Below are 12,333 nucleotides of genomic sequence, written 5' to 3' on the forward strand. Positions count from 1 at the left end.
CGCCAGGAGCGGCCCGCGCGCGTGCCGCGGGATATTCGCGTGACATCGGGTTCGCCCCGTGTGACGGTGCGCCCATGGACGACGATCTTGATCTGCTCCGGCGCGCCCGGATGCGGTGGAACTCCCCGCTTTCGCCGGTGCACGCCGAACTGCTGCTCGACCGGCTCGACCTGGCGGAAGGCCTTCGGGTGGCCGATCTCGGCTGCGGCTGGGGCGAGTTCCTGCTGCGCGCGGTCGAGCGGGCGGGCCGGGGACTCGGCGTGGACACCGACCCGTCCGCACTGGCGCGCGGGCGCGCGCTCGCGGAGGAACGCGGCCTCGCCGATCGGGTCGAATTCGTCCAGGCCGACGCCGCTACCTGGGCCGGGACCACCGATCGGGTGATTTGTGTCGGTGCGTCCCATGCGTTCGGTGGCACCCGGGCCGCGCTGGAGGCGCTGGGCAAGTTGGTGCCGGCCGACGGTCGCGTGCTCTTCGGCGACGGATTCTGGCAGGCGGCACCCGGCCAAGCCGCCATGGACATCTTCGGCACCGAGACCCTGATGCTGCCCGAACTGGCGGACACCGCCCGCGCGGCGGGCTGGCGGGTCCTCCACCTGAGCACCGCCGATCAGCACGAATGGGACGAGTTCGAGTCCACCTCGCTGCTCGCGCTGGAGGAATGGCTGCTGGACCACGGTTCGGAGCCCCGGGCGGTGCGGATCCGCGACTGGCTCGACACCCGGCGGCGCCAGTACCTCCACGACTACCGCGGCGTCTTCGGCTTCGCCTACCTGGTCCTGGCGCGAGGTCGCTGACCTGCGGTTTTGCGAAATCCCAGAATTTTTTCGCGGGGAGCTGCAAAATCCGGGGGCGGTGTTCGTAGAGGTGTCGACGTGCCGGACCGCCCGGCCACCGCACCCGGAGGAGCACCCCATGACCACGATCGCCACCCGCGCCGGAACCGCATCGGGCCCGGCCGAGCTGACCGCCGACCGGATCACCAAGTCGCTGCTCGGATACGGCGTGATCGCCGGCCCGATCTACCTGACCGCCTCGCTCGCCCTGGCCGCGCTGCGTGACGGCTTCGACCTGACGCGGCACGCCTGGAGCCAGCTCGCGGTCGGCGAGGGTGGCTGGGTTCAGGTGGTGAACTTCGTGCTCACCGGCCTGATGGTGCTCGCCTTCGCCACCGGCCTGCGCCGCGCGCTGGTGAGCGGCCCCGCCGCACGATGGGCGCCGGCGCTGCTCGGCGTGTTCGGCCTGAGCATGGTCGTCGCGGGCATCTTCCCGGTCGACGCCGGTGGCGGCTTCCCGGCCGGGGCCGCCGCGCCGCCGGCGATGAGCACGAGCGCCCTGATCCACTTCGCTGCCGGCGGGGTCGGATTCCTCTGCCTGACCGCGGGACTGCTGGTGTTCGCCCGCCGCCTCGCCCGCGAAGGGTTCGGCCGCCACGCGCTGGCCACCCGCGTGATCGCGCCGCTGTTCCTCGTCTCGTTCTTCGCGATGGCCTCCGGTGCGCTGAGCGTGCTCGTTTTCGCCGCCGGTGTGGTGGTCGTCTTCGGGCTCGTCACCGTGCTTTCCGTGCACCGCTACCGTCAGATGCCCGACACCACCTGCTGACCCGCCACCACTTGCTGAAAGGGAAAAACAAATGCGTTATCTGGTAGTTCTCGAAGCCAGCCAGCCCGACACCCCGCCGCCCGCCGAGCTGATGGCCGGCATCATGCAGCTGGGCGCGGAAGCCACCCAGTCCGGCGCGATGATCGACAACGCGGGTTTGGCGCCCAGTGCGGACGGTGCGAAAGTCACCCTCGACGGGGACGCGGTGACGATCACCGACGGCCCGTTCGCGGAGTCGAAGGAAATGATCAGCTACGCCATCTACGACACGCGCACCAAGGAAGAGGCCGTTGAGTGGACCCGGCGCTTCCTCGCCCTGCACGCCGAGCACTGGCCGGGCTGGACGGGGGAGGCGCGGGTGCTGCGGGTGTTCGGTCCCGCCGACATGCCCGGAGCCTGAGTGGATCGCGCGGAAACCGGGCGCGGCACCGTCGAAGCGATCTGGCGGATCGAATCCGCCCGGTTGATCGCGGCGCTCGCCCGGTTCACCGGCGATGTCGGCCTCGCCGAGGACCTCGCCCAGGACGCGCTGGTCGCGGCGCTGGAGCAGTGGCCGGTCACCGGGGTACCGCCGAAACCGGGAGGCTGGCTGATGACCACCGCCAAGAACCGCGCGATAGACCTGTTCCGCCGGAACGGCACGCACCGCCGGGCCGTCGAAGCACTGGGCCGTGACACGGCGGCGGAACCCGAGTACTCCTTCGACGACCCGGTGGGCGACGACGAGCTGCGCCTGCTGTTCGCCGCCTGCCACCCCGGTCTCAAGCGCGAGTACCGGGTGGCGCTGACCCTGCGCTGCCTCGCCGGGCTGAGCACCAGGGAGATCGCCGGTGCCTTCCTCGTCGCCGAATCCGTGGTCGGGCAGCGCATCTCCCGTGCCAAGAAAACGTTGCGGCACAAGGGAATCCGGCTGGACCTGCCGGAAGCGGGTGACCTGCGCGAGCGGCTGGCCTCGGTGCTGGAGGTGATCTACCTGATCTTCAACGAGGGTTACCGCGCCACCTCCGGCGCGGACTGGATGCGACCCGAACTCAGCAACGACGCGCTCCGCCTGGCCCGGCGCACGGCGGCGCTGATGCCCGAAGTCGCCGAGGCGCAGGGCCTGCAGGCGCTGCTCGAACTGACCCACGCCCGCGCGCCCGCGCGGCACGATCGGCTCGGCGCGCCGGTGCTGCTGCCGGACCAGGACCGCGCACGCTGGGACCGGCTGCTGATCAGGCGCGGCATGGACGCGCTGCACCGCGCCTACCGGCTCGGCTCGGCGGGCCCGTACGCACTGCAGGCGGCGATCGCCGGTTGTCACGCCATGGCCCCCACCGCGGCGGCGACCGACTGGACGCGGATCGCCGGGCTGTACGACGTGCTCGAACGGGTCCAGCCCAACCCGGTCGTCACGCTGAACCGGGCCATGGCCCACGGCCACGCGGACGGGCCGTTCGCGGGCCTGGCCATCCTGGCGGGCCTGCCCGACGCGCTTGATGAGTACGCGCAACGGCACGCCGTCGAAGGCGAACTGCTCGCCATGGCCGGACGTCACGAGGACGCCCGAGCCGCCTACACCCGCGCCGCCGCGCTGACCACCAACGACGCCGAACGAGTCCTCTTCGGACAGAGGTCGGCCGGGCTGGTCTGACTCGGCATGGTTGAACTCTACTTAGGGGGCTTGGTAGAGTTCAACCATGCCTGTTTCGCGAGGGCCCAGGATGACGCTGCCGACTCAGTTGGTATTGCAAGTTCTGGTGGCCGACCCATCCGCTGAGCTGTACGGCTTGGAGTTGTGCCGGGCGGCCGGACTGCCGAGTGGCACGATTCATCCGATCCTGGCTCGGCTGGAAAAGGCGGGGTGGGTGATCAGTCGCTGGGAAGAGGTTGATGTCCACCGCGAAGGACGCCCTCGGCGGCGTTATTACCGGGTTGACCCGAACAGTGTCGCTGTGGTGAAAGCGGCCCTTCATCGTGCGGCGCCTGCCGGGCGACTCCTCGGGCAACTCCGCGCGGACAATGCTGGTGGTGTCTCGTGATTGCGACGACCGTCTGGGAGCAGCCGGAGATGCGAGAGGCGCTCGCCGCTCGCGAGATCAGCTCGGTGTACCGCCAGTTGCGTAGGCACGGGGTGTCGCAGCGCCTGATCGCCGCGATGACCGGCCAGTCGCAGTCCGAGGTGTCGGAGATCCTCAAGGGGCGGCAGGTGATGGCCTACGACGTCCTGGTGCGGATCGCCGACGGCCTGGGTGTCGCCAGGGGATACATGGGCCTCGCCTACGACGAGGCCACGGCGATACAGGTCGTCGGCAACGCCGGCGGCCAGCAGGCTGAGGAGGACGAGTCCGTGAAACGGCGGAAGTTCCTCGCGCACGCCGCGCAGGTCAGCATGGGTGCAGCGGTCTTCGGATCGTCGGCCGAGGCTTGGGCGACGCGTCCCGCGAGGACACCGGCGCCAGGCCGGATCGGGATGACCGACGTCCGGAAGATGGAGACCGCCTCCCGGGTGCTTCGTGCCATGAACGACCAGTACGGCCGCGAATTCGTTCGCAAATCTGTGGAAGCGCAACTGTTCGAAGTGAAACTGGCGATCGACCGCGCGGAATCGGAAGAGGTTCGGATTCGGATAGATCAAGTCGCCGTCGCGCTCGACGTCCTACTGGCCGAGCCTGCGCCTGATCACCTTGACGCATCGAGCGTTCCCGAAGATGACGGTGTTGGGTTGTATCGCCCACTTTCTCGTTTGCCTCGTTGCACGGTTGGTTGGGTGACGCATGTCCTCCCGGAAGGGGAGCGGACGCGCTACCTGGATGAATGCCTCAGTGAGCTCGACGAACTGGCGCAACTTCCGCAGCGGCGCCGGGCTCAGTTCGCGTACCTGCTGAACCTCCTCGTCAGAATTCCGTCTCTGCGGTTGGCACTGAACAAGTCCACGCCTGCTGGGCAAGGAGTCAAACCTGTGGTCGCACCAGTCGAAGCTTTGAGTCGAGTCGTTGATTCGAAGGAGCGCACCCAGAACTTGTTCCGGCTTCTGCGGCTCGTGGTCATCGGCCTCGCGGTAGTGCTGGGCGAGGTGTTCGCCTTCCTTGCGTTTGTCAGCTATTCGCCGATGGCCGGTATGATCATCGGCTTGCTGACGACGGTGCCCGCGGCCGGTCTGGCCATCAAGGGCCGCCGCCGTGTTCGTCGGCGGCCGAAGCGATCGTCGGCCTAGCCTCGGCGCGCAGCGCAGTAGCCCGGCGAGCGGCAGCTCCGATCGCCGGGTTTCAGTCCGTTTGCGGCCGGTCCGCGGTGACCAGGTAGTAGTCCAGCAGGCCGTCGGTGTAGGAGCGCAGGAAGTTCCGCGGCCAGTCCTCCGCGTGGACGGTGCTCGCCACCCAGCGGTCGTAGGCGGCCCAGACGTGCTCGCCGATGGAGTGGACCGAGACCTCGCTGAACCCCGCCGCGGTCAGCGCGTCGGTGAAGGTCGAGATCGGATGGGCCACGTCCAGCCCCTGCTCGAAGCTCTGAAGCAGGGCGTGGATCTCTGCGTCCCGCCCGGGCTGCCGCGCGAAGAAGGTGGACACCGCCAGGCGCCCGCCCGGAGTGAGCACCCGCGCCGCCTCGTTCGCGAACTCGGTGACCGAAGGAAAGTGCTGGGCGGCTTCGACCGAGTACACCCGGTCGGCACTCGAGTCAGGGAACGGCAGGGACGCGGCCGTGCCGAGCCGGAACTCCAGCGCGCCGGGAAGCGGGGAGTTCCCCCGCACCGCCCGTTCCACCTGCGCCGGATGCGCGTCCACCCCGCACACCGAGCGAGGCCCGAACTCGCGCAGGGCGAGCGCGCACCCCAGCCCGCGGCCACAGCCGACTTCGACCACCCGGGAGGACTCCTCGATGTCGCTCGCTCGCAGCACCAGGCGGTAGAGGTCCTCCTGGCTGCGCACCCGATCGGCCTCGCGCAACGGCCCGTCGGCGTCGATGCCCGCCCAGTACCCGAAGTTGATGAACCCACCGGCGAAACAGGGGTTCCGGCTGAGGTCCTTCTCGCCGTAAAGCCGGTCGATGGGCGGCAGCATGGCCCCAGCCTACTCCGCGAGCCGGAATGTCGTTCCTGGATTGTCGGTGGTCACGGGTAAGTTCTGGGCCGTGGAAGCACGGGAGCGCATCGAAGAACTCGCTGATCGGATCGTCGTGCTGCGCGACGCCTACTACCGGGGTTCGCCGGAGGTGGCGGACGCGGAGTACGACGCGATCGAGGACGAGCTGCGCGGGCTGATCGCGGCGAACCCGGAACTGGCGCCCGACCCGAACCCGCTGGACCAGGTGGGCGCGCCCGCGGTGCTGCACGCGCCGATCCGGCACTCCCGCCCGATGCTCTCGCTGGACAAGGCGACCCAGCCCGAGCAGGTCGCCGCCTTCTTCGACCGCTTTCCCGGGCAGCCGGTGGTGGTCATGCCGAAGCTGGACGGGCTGTCGCTGGCCGTGGTCTACGAGGACGGGCGGCTGGCCAGGGCGATCACCCGCGGTGACGGCACCACCGGCGACGACGTGACCATGCTGGTACGGGCGCTGACCGACGGCATCCCGGACCGGGTCGACGCGACCGGCCGGGTCGAGGTGCGCGGCGAGGCGGTCATGCTGCGCTCCACCTTCGCCGCCTACAACACCGCGCACCCGGACAAGCCGCTGATCAACCCGCGCAACGCCGCCGCGGGCACGCTGCGCGCCAAGGACCCGGCCACCGTCGCCGGGCGGAACCTGCGCTTTTTCGCCTTCGACCTGTACTCCGACATCGCGGAGACCGACCTGGGCAGCGCGCTGCACGCGCTCGGCTTCACCGCCGCCGAGATGCGCCGCTGCGCGAACGCGGAGGAGGCGCAGGAGGTGATCGCCGAGATCGAGCGGCAGCGCAACGAGCTGGACTACGACCTCGACGGCGCCGTGCTGCGGCTGGCCGATCGTGACGCCTACGCCGCCGCCGGCACCCGGTCGGCCTCACCGCGTGGTGCGCTGGCGTACAAGTTCGCCGCCGAGGAGAAGACAACCGTGCTGTCCGATGTGGTCTGGGACGTCGGCAAGACCGGCAAGATCGCCCCGGTCGCCTGGCTGGAGCCGGTTTTTGTCGGTGGCACCACGGTCAGCCGGGCGACGCTGGCCAACCAGGAGGTCATCCGCGCCCGCGGCATCAAGATCGGCGACACGGTGCTGGTGCGCCGCGCCGGTGACGTGATCCCGTTCGTGGCCGGGGTTCTCGACGCCTCGAAGCGCACCGGCGCCGAGCGGGAGATCGTGCCGCCGGCCGAGTGCCCGTCCTGCGCGCAGCCGCTGACCGAACAGGGCAACAGCCGGGAACTGTTCTGCACCAACGTTTCCTGCCCGGCGCAGACGGTGCGGCGGCTGATCCACTGGGCCTCACGCGCGGCCGCGGACATCGACGCCATCGGCGGGGTGTGGATCGAGCGGCTGGCCGAGGCCGGCATTCTCGAGCACCCGTCGGACTTCTACCGGCTGACCAAGGAGCAGCTGCTGGAATTCGAGCGCATCGGCGAGGTCTCGGCCACCCGCATGATCGAGTCGATCGACGCGAGCCGCCGGGTCGGGCTGCGGCGGGCGCTGATCGGCCTGGCCGTCCCGATGGCCTCGGAGGGCACGGCCGCGCGGTTGTGCCGGGCGGGTTTTCCCTCGCTGGAAGCGGTGGCCGACGCCGGTGTCGATGGACTGGTCGCGGTCGAGGACATCGGGCCGAAGGTCGCCGCGTCGCTGATCGAGCACCTGACCCGGCTGCGCCCGGAGTTGGAGCGGCTGCGCGAGCGCGGGGTCTCCCTGGACGTGCGCGAGGAGGACCTGCCGCCGGTGGTGGCGGCCGGTGCGCCGCTGGCCGGGAAGACGGTGGTGGTCACCGGCGCGATCAGCGACCCGCGCTCCGGTGAGAAGGTCGCGCGCCCGACGTTCCAGCGGTTGTGCGAGAAGGCGGGCGCGACCATCGCGTCCTCGGTCTCGGCGAGCACGGACCTGCTGATCACCGGTGCCGAGGTCGGGGCCGCCAAGCTCACCAAGGCCGAGAAGCACGGCGTCGAAGTCGTCGACCAGGGCGAGATCTGGCAACAACTGATCGCGGCTGGGGTGGTCTAGAGAGCTGCTCTTCCCGGACGAGCCCGCCACGGCACCGTCTTGCCGATGAGTTCCCGCCGCGCGGCTGGTCTGTACCGGTGGCAGCGCAATACCGCGCGCTACACCGGAGGAGGGCAAATGCCGATCGAGCGCATGCTCGCACAAGCCACCGTCACCGATCTCGAAGTGGCCGTTTCCTGGTACACGGGGCTCTTCGGGCGCCAGCCGGACGCCAGGCCGATGGACGGGCTGGCCGAATGGCACCTCGCCGCGACCTTCGGGGTGCAGGTGTGGGCCGAACCGGGGCGGGCCGGTCACAGCACCGTGGTGCTGGACGAAGCCGATCTCGACGGGCGGGCCGCCGAGCTGGACCGGGCCGGTATCGAGCACCCCGGCCCCGAGCACGCCACGTCGTCGCGGATCCTGCGGCTGGCCGATCCCGACGGCAACCGGATCGTGTTCACCGGCTGATCGGCTCCCCGCACCCGGGCGCTCGACTTCAACCGTCCGCGTTCGCCCTGTCGAGCAGGGAGAACATCGCCTCGTTGAACAGCTCGGGCCGCTGCAACGGGGCGAAGTGGCTGACACCGGCCAAAATGGACAGTTCCGCGCCGGGGATCGTGTTCGCCAGGTATTCGGCGTGGGCGCGCTCGATGAACTCGTCGTGCTCGGCGTGGGCGACGGTGACGGGCACGCGGATCCAGGCCAGCTCCTGCGCGCTGTAGTCCGGCCCGCTCCGCTGCATGCGGGTGACCGCTTCCACCAGGTCCTCGAACCCGTCCGGAGTGGCCGAAAGCTCGGCGTAGTCCCGCGCGTGCCTGGCGAAGCAGCGGTCGACCACCGGCGTCGTGCGGAACTCCTTGGTACCGCTGGGATCCATGTTGCAGCCGAAGTAGAGCACGCCGGTGACCCGCTCGGGCGCGTGCCGGGCCAGGATCAACGCGGTGACGGCACCGTCGCTCCAGCCGGTGAACGCGGCGCGCGGCACCCGCAGGGCGTCCAGCACGGCGAGCACGTCGGAGGCCAGCAGGTCGTAGGTGTACGGCCGGTCGTCGCGGGTGCTGCGGCCGTGGCCGCGGCTGTCGATCACGATCGCCCGGTATCCGGCCGCGACCAGCGCCGGGACCTGGTTGCCCCAGTTGCCGCCGTGGCCGAGGCCGCCGTGCAGCAGCACGACCGGCGGCCCGTCGCCGTAGGTCGCGTACCAGATGCTTGCGCCGGAATGCGGGAGGTGGCCCTGCTCGGCGGCTTCCGGCAGGGCGGGCGCGCCTTCGGCTTCGAACCGGATCAGGTCGTCGTCATGAGTGGGCATCGCTTCCAGGCTTCCACACCACGCACGGTCACAGCCAGTCGTGTTCGCGGGCGTAGCGGGCGGCTTCGTGGCGGGTGCGGGTCTGGGTCTTCTGCATCGCGTTCGACAGGTAGTTGCGCACCGTGCCCTCGGCGAGGTGGAGCTGCGCGGCGATGTCGGCGACCGAGTACCCCTCGCCGGTCACCCGCAGCACGTCGAGTTCGCGTTCGGTGAGCGGGCAGTCGTCGACCACGGCGAGCGCGGAGACGTCCGGGTCGATCCACCGCTTGCCCTCGTGCAGGGTCCTGATCACCGACGTGATGTGCGCCGGTTCGGCGGACTTGCTGACAAAGCCCTGCACGCCGAGCTTCAGCGCCTTGCGCAGCACACCCGGTTTGGCGTGCCGGGTGAGCATCAGGATCACCTGCGCCGGGCGCTCCCGGCGGATCTCCGCCACGGCGCCGAGTCCGTCCACGCCGGGCATCTCCAGATCGATGACCAGCACGTCCGGCTGGTGCCGCAGGGTGGCTTCGACGGCCGTGGCCCCGTTGTCCGCCTCGGCGAGCACGGTGATCTCGCCCTCCAGCGGGAGCAGCGCGGCCAGCGCCTTGCGGAGCAGCGCTTCGTCGTCGGCGAGCACCACCGTGGTCATCTGTCCTCCTCCGGGAATGCCGCGGCGGTCAGGAAACTCCCGTCGTGCTGCTCCACCGTCAGCTCGCCGCCATTGTCCGCCAGGCGCCGCCGGAGCGTGGCGAGCCCGCTCAGTTCGGGCAGCGGGCCGTCCGGCGCGCCGTCGTTGACGATGGTGATGCCCGCCTTCGACAGGGTGATCCGCACCTGCCCGGCCTGGGCGTGCCGCAGGATGTTCGTCGTGGTCTCACGCAGGACCTGGCCGAGCAGCTCGCCCGCGCCGGTGTCCACTTCGGCCTCGCGGTGCACGCGCACGCGGATCCCGGCGGCCTCGAAGAGGTTCTTCGCGTTCTCCAGCTCGGCCGAGAGGTTGAGCCGCCGGTGCGCGTGGGCGAGTTCCTTGGTCTGGGTGATGGTGTCGGCGACCAGTGCGTGGATCTCGCGCAGTTCCTCCTCCGCCCGCCCGGCGTCGGTGCGCACCAGCCGCTGGGCCAGCGCCACCTTCAGCTTCACCACGTGCAGGGTGTGGCCCTGGATGTCGTGCAGGTCGCTGGCGAACCGGATCCGCTCGCGCGCCACGGCCAGCTCCGCTTCCCGGTCCCGTGACTCCTCCAGATCCCGGACGACGTCGTAGAACCGCTTGTTGGGGAACATCAGCCCGGTGACCACCGCGATGATCCCGGTCGGCAGGAGGACGAACTGCGTCAGCTCGCCGAGCAGGTCCTCGTGCGCCACCAGCAGCCGCGCCGCACCCGTCACGGCGACACCGGCGGTCAGCGCGACGGCCGCCGCGGCCCGGTGGCGGGGGAGCCGGGAAACCAGCAGCGGCCCCACCATCACGACGCCGAAAAACGCCGCGCCCGAGCCGGGCCCCAGCACCCCGTAGAGCCACACCCCGGTGGCGACGAGCAGGCAGGGAATGGCGATCGGGAAGAGCGCGCCCATGGTCCACCGCACGAAGGTCACCACGCCCGCGACCACACCGAGGCTCAGCACGGCGGCGTCGGGCCAGCTCCGGGCGTCGAGTGCCACGGCGAGCGCGCCGCCGACGGTGACCACCGGCAGCAGCATGGTGAGGTTGAGGTGGCGCAGCCGTCCCTGCGTCTCCTCGCTCTGCCCGGCGCTCATGCGTCCATTGTGGGCGATCCGGCCGGGCGCACCAGTGACACCGCGTCACACGTTCACCCCAAAGAACGTCATGGTGCGGACATGACGTGGTCGCACTGGCCGCCGCGGGTGCCCGCTGGTGGGATCGATGCCATGTCACTGCGGAAGACGTTGTTGCCCGTACTGGTCACCGCGCTGGCCGCGTCACTGGTCGCGGGCGTGCCCGCCGCGATGGCGGAGACGCTGAGCTGGGGCGACTGCCCGGCCGATGCCGCCAGACCCGGTCTCCAGTGCGCCACGCTCGATGTCCCGCTGGACTACCGCGATCCCGGCGGCCGGACCATCGAGGTCGCGGTCTCGCGCCTGGCCAGCGCCGACCCGGAGAAGCGCCGGGGTGTGCTGCTGACCAACACCGGCGGTCCCGGCGGGGAAGGGCTGATCTTCCCGGCCATCCTGCGCGACAACCTGAAGATCCCGCGGGAGGTGCTGGACAGCTACGACGTGATCGGGATGGATCCGCGCGGTGTCGGCCACAGCACGCCGGTCACCTGCGACCTCAAACCCGAGCAGTGGTTCACCAACATCCCGCTGTACGCGCGGAACCCGGCCGACGTCGCCGCGCAGGCCGAGCAGGCGAAGGCGGCCGCCGCGCAGTGCGGTGCGTCGGCGACGGCACCGATGCTGCCGCACATCACCACCGCGAACACCGCGCGGGACCTCGACCGGGTCCGCGCGGCGCTGGGTGAGTCCACAGTGTCCTATTTCGGCATTTCCTACGGCACCTACCTCGGTTCGGTGTACACCACGCTGTTCCCGCACCGCAGCGACCGGATCCTGATCGACAGCGCCACCGGCCCCGGCGGCTGGGACGCCGGGTTCACGCGGATGTTCGGAGAGGGGTTCGAGGACCGCTTCCCGGATTTCGCGAAGTTCGCCGCCGCGCACCCCGAGTACGGCCTCGGCACGACGCCGGAGCAGGTGACCGCGAAGTACTTCGAGCTGGGCGCGCGGCTGGACGCCACGCCGAGCCCGGAAGGCGTGAACGGCCAGGTGTTCCGCCACGGCACCTTCGCCAGGTTCTACTACGACAGCGAGTTCCCCGGACTGGCCGCGATCTGGCAGGCACTCGACACCGGGAAACCGCTACCACCGGCACCACAGCCCGGGACCGCGGAAGCGGCGGCACCGGTCGCGGACAACTACCTGGCCAGCCAGCTGCACGTGATCTGCAACGACTCCGACTGGCCGGAATCGGTCGGGCACTACCAGCGCAACGTCGCGATCGACCGGTTCCGCCACCCGATGTTCGGCGCCGCCGCGGCGAACGTCACGCCGTGTGCGTTCTGGCCGTCCGAACCGGCCGAACCGCCGGTGAAGATCGGTGACGACGGCCCGTCGAACGTGCTGATCGTGCAGAACCTCCGCGACCCGGCGACGCCCCTGGCCGGGGCGAAGAAGCTGCGGCGGGCCTTCGGCGACCGGGCCCGGCTGGTCACCGCCGACCAGGGCGGGCACCTCGCCTACCTGTACCTGGACAACCGGTGCGCCAACGACATCGCGACGAACTTCCTGCTCACCGGGCAGCGCCCGGCGCACGACCGGGCCTGCTGAGTACCGAAAGGGAGACC

At 70.4% G+C, this 12,333-nt stretch carries 13 protein-coding genes; 9 read left to right on the forward strand and 4 right to left on the reverse strand.

The features are described from left to right. Positions 1-74 precede the first annotated feature (74 nt). The 6 genes from YIM_RS20835 (at position 75) to YIM_RS20860 (ending at position 4,798) form a co-directional block, all read left to right on the forward strand. Positions 75-797, forward strand: a complete 723-nt coding sequence (locus YIM_RS20835; RefSeq protein WP_153031941.1) for a cyclopropane-fatty-acyl-phospholipid synthase family protein — start codon at positions 75-77, stop codon at positions 795-797. A gap of 118 nt (positions 798-915) precedes the next feature. Further along, positions 916-1,602: a DUF998 domain-containing protein gene (locus tag YIM_RS20840; RefSeq protein WP_153031942.1), complete on the forward strand. Its 687-nt coding sequence runs from the start codon at positions 916-918 to the stop codon at positions 1,600-1,602. Between the two features lie 31 nt (positions 1,603-1,633). Continuing rightward, positions 1,634-2,002: a YciI family protein gene (locus YIM_RS20845; RefSeq protein ID WP_153031943.1), complete on the forward strand. Its 369-nt coding sequence runs from the start codon at positions 1,634-1,636 to the stop codon at positions 2,000-2,002. Beyond that, a complete protein-coding gene (locus YIM_RS20850; protein WP_153031944.1) occupies positions 2,003-3,235 on the forward strand; it encodes an RNA polymerase sigma factor in 1,233 nt (410 codons plus the stop codon). A 70-nt stretch (positions 3,236-3,305) separates the two neighbouring features. Next, positions 3,306-3,623, forward strand: coding sequence for a PadR family transcriptional regulator (locus YIM_RS20855; RefSeq protein WP_153031945.1), 318 nt, complete (start codon positions 3,306-3,308; stop codon positions 3,621-3,623). A 29-nt stretch (positions 3,624-3,652) separates the two neighbouring features. Then, the gene (locus tag YIM_RS20860; RefSeq protein ID WP_153037132.1) at positions 3,653-4,798 is read left to right on the forward strand and encodes a helix-turn-helix domain-containing protein; all 1,146 of its coding nucleotides are present in this window, start codon (positions 3,653-3,655) and stop codon (positions 4,796-4,798) included. A 52-nt stretch (positions 4,799-4,850) separates the two neighbouring features. Here the strand turns inward: YIM_RS20860 and YIM_RS20865 are convergent, their stop codons facing one another. Further along, positions 4,851-5,642: a class I SAM-dependent methyltransferase gene (locus YIM_RS20865; RefSeq protein WP_153031946.1), complete on the reverse strand. Its 792-nt coding sequence runs from the start codon at positions 5,640-5,642 to the stop codon at positions 4,851-4,853. A gap of 70 nt (positions 5,643-5,712) precedes the next feature. On the opposite strand from YIM_RS20865, the gene ligA reads away from it, so the two are divergent. Together ligA and YIM_RS20875 are read left to right on the forward strand one after the other, a co-directional pair. Beyond that, on the forward strand, positions 5,713-7,698 hold the full coding sequence (gene ligA, locus YIM_RS20870; RefSeq protein WP_153031947.1) for an NAD-dependent DNA ligase LigA: 1,986 nt from the start codon (positions 5,713-5,715) through the stop codon (positions 7,696-7,698). A gap of 117 nt (positions 7,699-7,815) precedes the next feature. Further along, positions 7,816-8,148 (forward strand): VOC family protein, encoded by a 333-nt coding sequence (locus YIM_RS20875; protein ID WP_153031948.1) that lies wholly within the window; start codon positions 7,816-7,818, stop codon positions 8,146-8,148. Positions 8,149-8,176: 28 nt separating this feature from the next. Here the strand turns inward: YIM_RS20875 and YIM_RS20880 are convergent, their stop codons facing one another. Genes YIM_RS20880 through YIM_RS20890 form a run of 3 tightly spaced genes read right to left on the reverse strand, consistent with a single transcriptional unit; the run spans position 8,177 to position 10,726 of the window. Then, positions 8,177-8,989, reverse strand: a complete 813-nt coding sequence (locus YIM_RS20880) for an alpha/beta fold hydrolase (protein WP_153031949.1) — start codon at positions 8,987-8,989, stop codon at positions 8,177-8,179. A 28-nt stretch (positions 8,990-9,017) separates the two neighbouring features. Next, a complete protein-coding gene (locus YIM_RS20885; RefSeq protein ID WP_153031950.1) occupies positions 9,018-9,620 on the reverse strand; it encodes a response regulator transcription factor in 603 nt (200 codons plus the stop codon). After that, positions 9,617-10,726, reverse strand: a complete 1,110-nt coding sequence (locus YIM_RS20890) for a sensor histidine kinase (RefSeq protein WP_153031951.1) — start codon at positions 10,724-10,726, stop codon at positions 9,617-9,619. Before YIM_RS20890 ends, YIM_RS20885 begins: the two co-directional genes overlap by 4 nt. A gap of 132 nt (positions 10,727-10,858) precedes the next feature. On the opposite strand from YIM_RS20890, the gene YIM_RS20895 reads away from it, so the two are divergent. After that, entirely contained in the window at positions 10,859-12,316 is a 1,458-nt protein-coding gene (locus tag YIM_RS20895) for an alpha/beta hydrolase (RefSeq protein ID WP_153031952.1), read from the forward strand. Positions 12,317-12,333 lie beyond the last annotated feature (17 nt).

Origin of the sequence: Amycolatopsis sp. YIM 10 (assembly GCF_009429145.1) — a bacterium.
Classification (GTDB): domain Bacteria; phylum Actinomycetota; class Actinomycetes; order Mycobacteriales; family Pseudonocardiaceae; genus Amycolatopsis.